The organism is Streptomyces sp. NPDC000878 (assembly GCF_053599695.1).
Genome location: NZ_JBSFMT010000165.1, coordinates 1 through 4,856, shown reverse-complemented (window position 1 = coordinate 4,856; position 4,856 = coordinate 1). Strand labels below are relative to the sequence as shown.

At 69.5% G+C, this 4,856-nt stretch carries 4 protein-coding genes; all 4 read right to left on the bottom strand.

The annotated features are described in order from the left end of the window. Positions 1 to 150 precede the first annotated feature (150 nt). The 4 genes from ACWDR4_RS49775 to ACWDR4_RS49760 all read right to left on the bottom strand — a co-directional run bounded on the left by ACWDR4_RS49775 (position 151) and on the right by ACWDR4_RS49760 (position 4,612). The gene (locus ACWDR4_RS49775) at positions 151 to 870 is read right to left on the bottom strand and encodes a DUF3159 domain-containing protein (RefSeq protein WP_450418789.1); all 720 of its coding nucleotides are present in this window, start codon (positions 868 to 870) and stop codon (positions 151 to 153) included. Between the two features lie 3 nt (positions 871 to 873). After that, complete coding sequence (locus tag ACWDR4_RS49770) at positions 874 to 1,272, bottom strand: OB-fold nucleic acid binding domain-containing protein (RefSeq protein WP_369029372.1); 399 nt, start codon at positions 1,270 to 1,272, stop codon at positions 874 to 876. A 68-nt stretch (positions 1,273 to 1,340) separates the two neighbouring features. Next, positions 1,341 to 2,024 (bottom strand): response regulator, encoded by a 684-nt coding sequence (locus tag ACWDR4_RS49765; protein ID WP_450418787.1) that lies wholly within the window; start codon positions 2,022 to 2,024, stop codon positions 1,341 to 1,343. Further along, complete coding sequence (locus ACWDR4_RS49760; RefSeq protein WP_450418786.1) at positions 2,021 to 4,612, bottom strand: ATP-binding protein; 2,592 nt, start codon at positions 4,610 to 4,612, stop codon at positions 2,021 to 2,023. The genes ACWDR4_RS49765 and ACWDR4_RS49760 overlap by 4 nt, the downstream gene beginning before the upstream one ends. Positions 4,613 to 4,856: the final 244 nt, after the last annotated feature.

Sequence of the window (4,856 nt, the reverse complement as noted above, 5' to 3'; positions counted from 1 at the left end):
ACCCGCAGACCCCCCTCCCAGCCCGTCCGGCGTTTGAGGACGAGCGCGTTCAGCGCGAAGGGGGGTCTGGGGGCGCAGCCCCCAGGAACGGGATGGGACGGGTAGGGGCGGCGGGGGCGAGAAGAATCCAACGCCCGCCCCACACACCCCCTACTCAGAAGAAGCCGAAGCCTTCCGCCGCTCCTCCTCAGCCCGCTCCTCCGCCTCCATCTCCGCGAACACATCGATAGGCGCGGGCGCCTTCGCCAGGAACACCCACGTGAGCCACACGGCCAACAGGAACGGCGGAATCTTCAGCGCCACCAGCACCCACCCGAACGACGCCGTGTCCGCCCACCAGTACAGCGGGAAGAGAATCGCGCACTTGGCGAGCAGGATCAGCCCCCAGGCCCAACTGGCCTTCGCGTAAGCCTTCTTGCGCCCCGGGTTGCGCGTACGCCAGGAGAGGTTCTCCTTGAAGACCGGGCCGAGGATCAGCCCGAGCAGCGGAACACCGCACAGCGTCGTGATGATGTACGCCAGCGCCAGCCCCAGCGTGTAGAGCATGCCGGGCAGATAGAAGTTCTTGGCATCGCCCGTCATCATCGCGAAGACGACACCGAAGGCGACCCCGAACACCCCGCTGAAGGCGTGCTTGACGGTGTCCTTCGTGACAAGGCGCACCACGACCAGCACCACCGAGACAGCGAGGGCCGCGATGGCCGACGCGTGCAGGTCCTTCTTGATCGTGTAGATCGTGACGAAGAGCAGCCCCGGCAGGACCGTCTCGATCATGCCCCGCAGACCGCCGAACGCCTCGAAGAGCGCGGCCTCGGTCACCGCCCTGGAATCGTGCTGGGCGTCTTCGGTCGGCTTGTCGAGCGACGTCACCGGCTACTCCCGTCCGAGAGGTCTCAGTTCGTATTTCGGATTGAACAGCACACGGCGGCCCCTGCTCATCGAGATCCGCCCCGACGCGATCAGCTTGCGTCCCGGCTCTATCCCGACGATGGAGCGTCTGCCGAGCCACACCACGTCCAGCGCGGCCGAGCCGTCGAACAGCTCGGCCTCCAGGGCCGGGACCCCCGCCCTCGGCCGCAGCGTGACCGTGCGCAAGGTACCAGTAACCGTCACTATCTGTCGGTCGTGGCAGTCACCGATACGCGTACAGCCCGCGGTCTCGGTGTCCTCGCGCAGCTCCTCGGACTCCAGGTCCTCCTGCGACGAGGAGAGCCGGTCGAGCATGCGCCGAAACCGGCCCGTCGGCTTCTCGGAACGAGGAACAGCACTCATACCTGAAGCGTACCGGCGCCCACCGACACCGACGTACCCCCGTGCATACAACCTCACCGGAGCAGGCCCTACCGCTCGAACCGGTACCCCATCCCGGGCTCGGTGATGAAGTGCTTCGGATGCGAGGGGTCCGTCTCCAGCTTCCGCCGCAGCTGCGCCATGTACACGCGCAGATAGTTGGTCTCCGTCCCGTAGGACGGCCCCCACACCTCCTGGAGCAGCTGTTTCTGGCTGACCAGCCGGCCCGTGTTGCGCACGAGCACCTCCAGCAGATGCCACTCCGTGGGAGTGAGCCGTACGTCGTGCCCCCCGCGGTGGACCTTTTTCGCGGCGAGGTCGACGGTGAACTCGTCGGTCTCCACCATGACGTCGTCCTCGCCGCTCCCGGTGGGCTCGGCCCGGCGGACGGCGGCCCGCAGCCGGGCCAGCAGCTCGTCCATCCCGAAGGGCTTGGTGACGTAGTCGTCGGCGCCCGCGTCGAGCGCCTCGACCTTCTCGTCGGACGAGTGCCGGGCCGACAGCACCAGGATGGGCACCCGGGTCCATCCCCGGAGCCCCTTGATCACCTCGACGCCGTCCATGTCGGGCAGCCCCAGGTCGAGCACGACCACGTCGGGGTGGCGCGCGGCGGCGAGTTCGAGGGCGGTGGCACCGTCGGGGGCCGCGTCGACCTCGTACTTGCGTGCCCTGAGGTTGATCACGAGCGCCCGCACGATCTGCGGCTCGTCCTCGACCACCAGCACCCGGGTCATGACACCTGCCTTTCCGACCGCACTTCTGTTCCCACTCCCACAGCCCCCGTCACTCCACCACGCCGCACAGACTCGTCCCCCGTACCGACACCTTCTCCCGCCGCCCGCACCGTGAGCACCATGCTCAGTCCGCCCCCAGGCGTGTCCTCGGCCTGGAGCGTGCCGCCCATCGCCTCGGCGAACCCCCGGGCCACGGCCAGGCCCAGTCCGACCCCGGCCCCGCGCGGAGCGTCACCGTACCGCTGGAAGGGCTCGAAAATGCGGTCCTTCGCCTCGTCCGGCACGCCCGGCCCACGGTCCACCACCCGCACCTCCACCCGGTCGGCGATGGCACTGGCGGCCACCAGCACCGTCTCCCCGTACGGGCTGTACTTGACGGCGTTCTCGACCAGGTTGGCCACCGACCGCTCCAGCAGCCCGGGGTCGACGGCGACCATCGGCAGCGTCTCCGGAATGTCCAGCTCGACGCTGTCCTCGGGTACGCCCCCCAGCGCCATCGGCACCACCTCGTCGAGGTCGATCTCCCTGATCAGCGGGGTGACGGTGCCGGTCTGGAGCCGGGACATGTCCAGCAGGTTGCCCACGAGGTGGTCGAGCCGGTCGGCCCCGTCCTCGATGCCGGCCAACAGCTCGGCCTGATCCTCCTCGGACCACGCCACGTCGTCCGACCGCAGCGACGTGACCGCCGCCTTGATCCCGGCCAGTGGCGTACGGAGGTCATGGCTGACGGCGGCGAGCAGCGCCGTGCGGATCCGGTTGCCCTCGGCGAGGGCACGGGCCTGGTCGGCCTGGGACTGGAGGCGCCGGCGGTCGAGCACCACGGCCGCCTGGGCGGCGAACGCGGCCAGTACGCGCCGGTCGGCGGCGGGCAGTACCCGTCCGGACAGCGCGAGCGCCATGTGGTCGCCGACCGGCATGTCCACGTCCGCGTCCTCCGGGCGCTCCACCGCCTGCCGGGTGCCGACGCTGCCCGCGCAGGTCCACGGATCGACGTCGGAGGCGCGCTCCAGCAGGGCCACGGACTCCATCCCGAAGGTCTCCCGGACCCGTTCGAGAAGCGCCTCCAGGCTGGTCTCGCCGCGCAGGACGCTCCCCGCGAGGAAGGAGAGGATCTCCGACTCGGCCCGCAGCCGGGCCGCCTGATGCGTACGCCGGGCGGCCAGGTCCACCACGGACGCCACCGCCACGGCGACCCCGAAGAAGATCACGAGGGCGACGATGTTCTTCGGGTCGGCGATGGTCAGCCGGTGGTACGGCGGCGTGTAGTAGTAGTTCAGCAGCATCGAGCCGAAGGCCGCCGAGGCGAGCGCCGGGTGGAGTCCGCCGAGCAGGGCCGCCGCCACCGTGAGCGCCAGGAACAGCAGCATGTCGTTGGCGAGGCCGAGGTCGACGGTGTTCAGCAGCAGCGCGAGGGCGACCGGGCCGACCACGCCGACCAGCCAGCCCCAGATGATCCGGGCCCGCCCGAGCCTGGCGCCCCGGGCCACGGGCAGCCCGCGCCCCTTGCCCGCCTCGCCGTGCGTGATCAGGTGGACGTCGAGGTCGGGCCCCGACTCCCGGGCCACGGTCGCGCCGACCCCGGGCCCGAAGACGTACTGCCAGGTCTTGCGCCGGGAGACGCCCAGCACGATCTGGGTGGCGTTCACGCCCCGCGCGAAGTCCAGCAGGGCCACCGGGATGTCGTCCCCGACCACATGGTGAAACGTTCCGCCGAGATCCTCGACCAGGGTCCGCTGGACGGTCAGTTCCTTCGGCGAGGCGTTGGTCAGCCCGTCGCTGCGGGAGATGTAGACGGCCATGACCTCGCCGCCCGCACCCTTCTCCGCGAGCCGCGCGGCCCGCCGGATCAACGTACGGCCCTCGGGCCCGCCGGTCAGCCCGACCACGATCCGCTCCCGGGAGCCCCAGATCTTCGACACCTGGTGCTCGCTGCGGTACTCGGTCAGGTACTCGTCGACCCGGTCGGCGACCCACAGCAGCGCCAGCTCCCGCAGGGCGGTCAGGTTCCCCGGGCGGAAGTAGTTGGAGAGGGCCGCGTCGACCTTGTCGGACTTGTAGATGTTGCCGTGGGCCATCCGCCTGCGCAGCGCCTGCGGGGACATGTCGACCAGCTCGATCTGATCCGCACGCCGGACCACTTCGTCGGGAACCGTCTCCTGTTGACGTACACCAGTGATCGACTCAACCACGTCACCCAACGACTCAAGATGTTGAATGTTGACAGTCGATATCACGTCGATACCGGCGGCCAGCAGCTCCTCGACGTCCTGCCAGCGCTTGGTGTTGCGTGAGCCCGGGATATTGGTGTGCGGCAGTTCGTCCACCAGGGCGACCTGCGGCCGGCGGGCGAGCACGGCGTCCACGTCCATCTCGGTGAACACGGATCCGCGGTAGGCAAGCTCCTTGCGCGGGATCTGCTCCAGCCCGTGGAGCATCACCTCCGTACGCGGCCGGCTGTGGTGCTCCACGAAGGCCACCACACAGTCCGTTCCCCGCTCGACACGGCGGTGCGCCTCGGACAGCATCGCGTACGTCTTGCCGACGCCCGGTGCCGCACCGAGGTAGATCCGAAGCTTGCCGCGTCCCATGGCCTCATTGTCTTCCCGCGCCCGCTGTGTACGCAGCGTCGACCTTACGTCCAGCAATGTCGACAAAAGGGACGAGAAGCAGGCAGGGCTACGTCTTTGACACAACCCTGACGCGCACGTGAACGAGCCGCGCCCCTTCCGGGGCGAAATGTGCAGGTGGTGGCGAGCGCGCTCGCAACAGTGGTCGGCGCGGTGCTGGCGTCCCTGCTGGGGGTGACCGGGACGATCATCGGCGCTGCCGTGA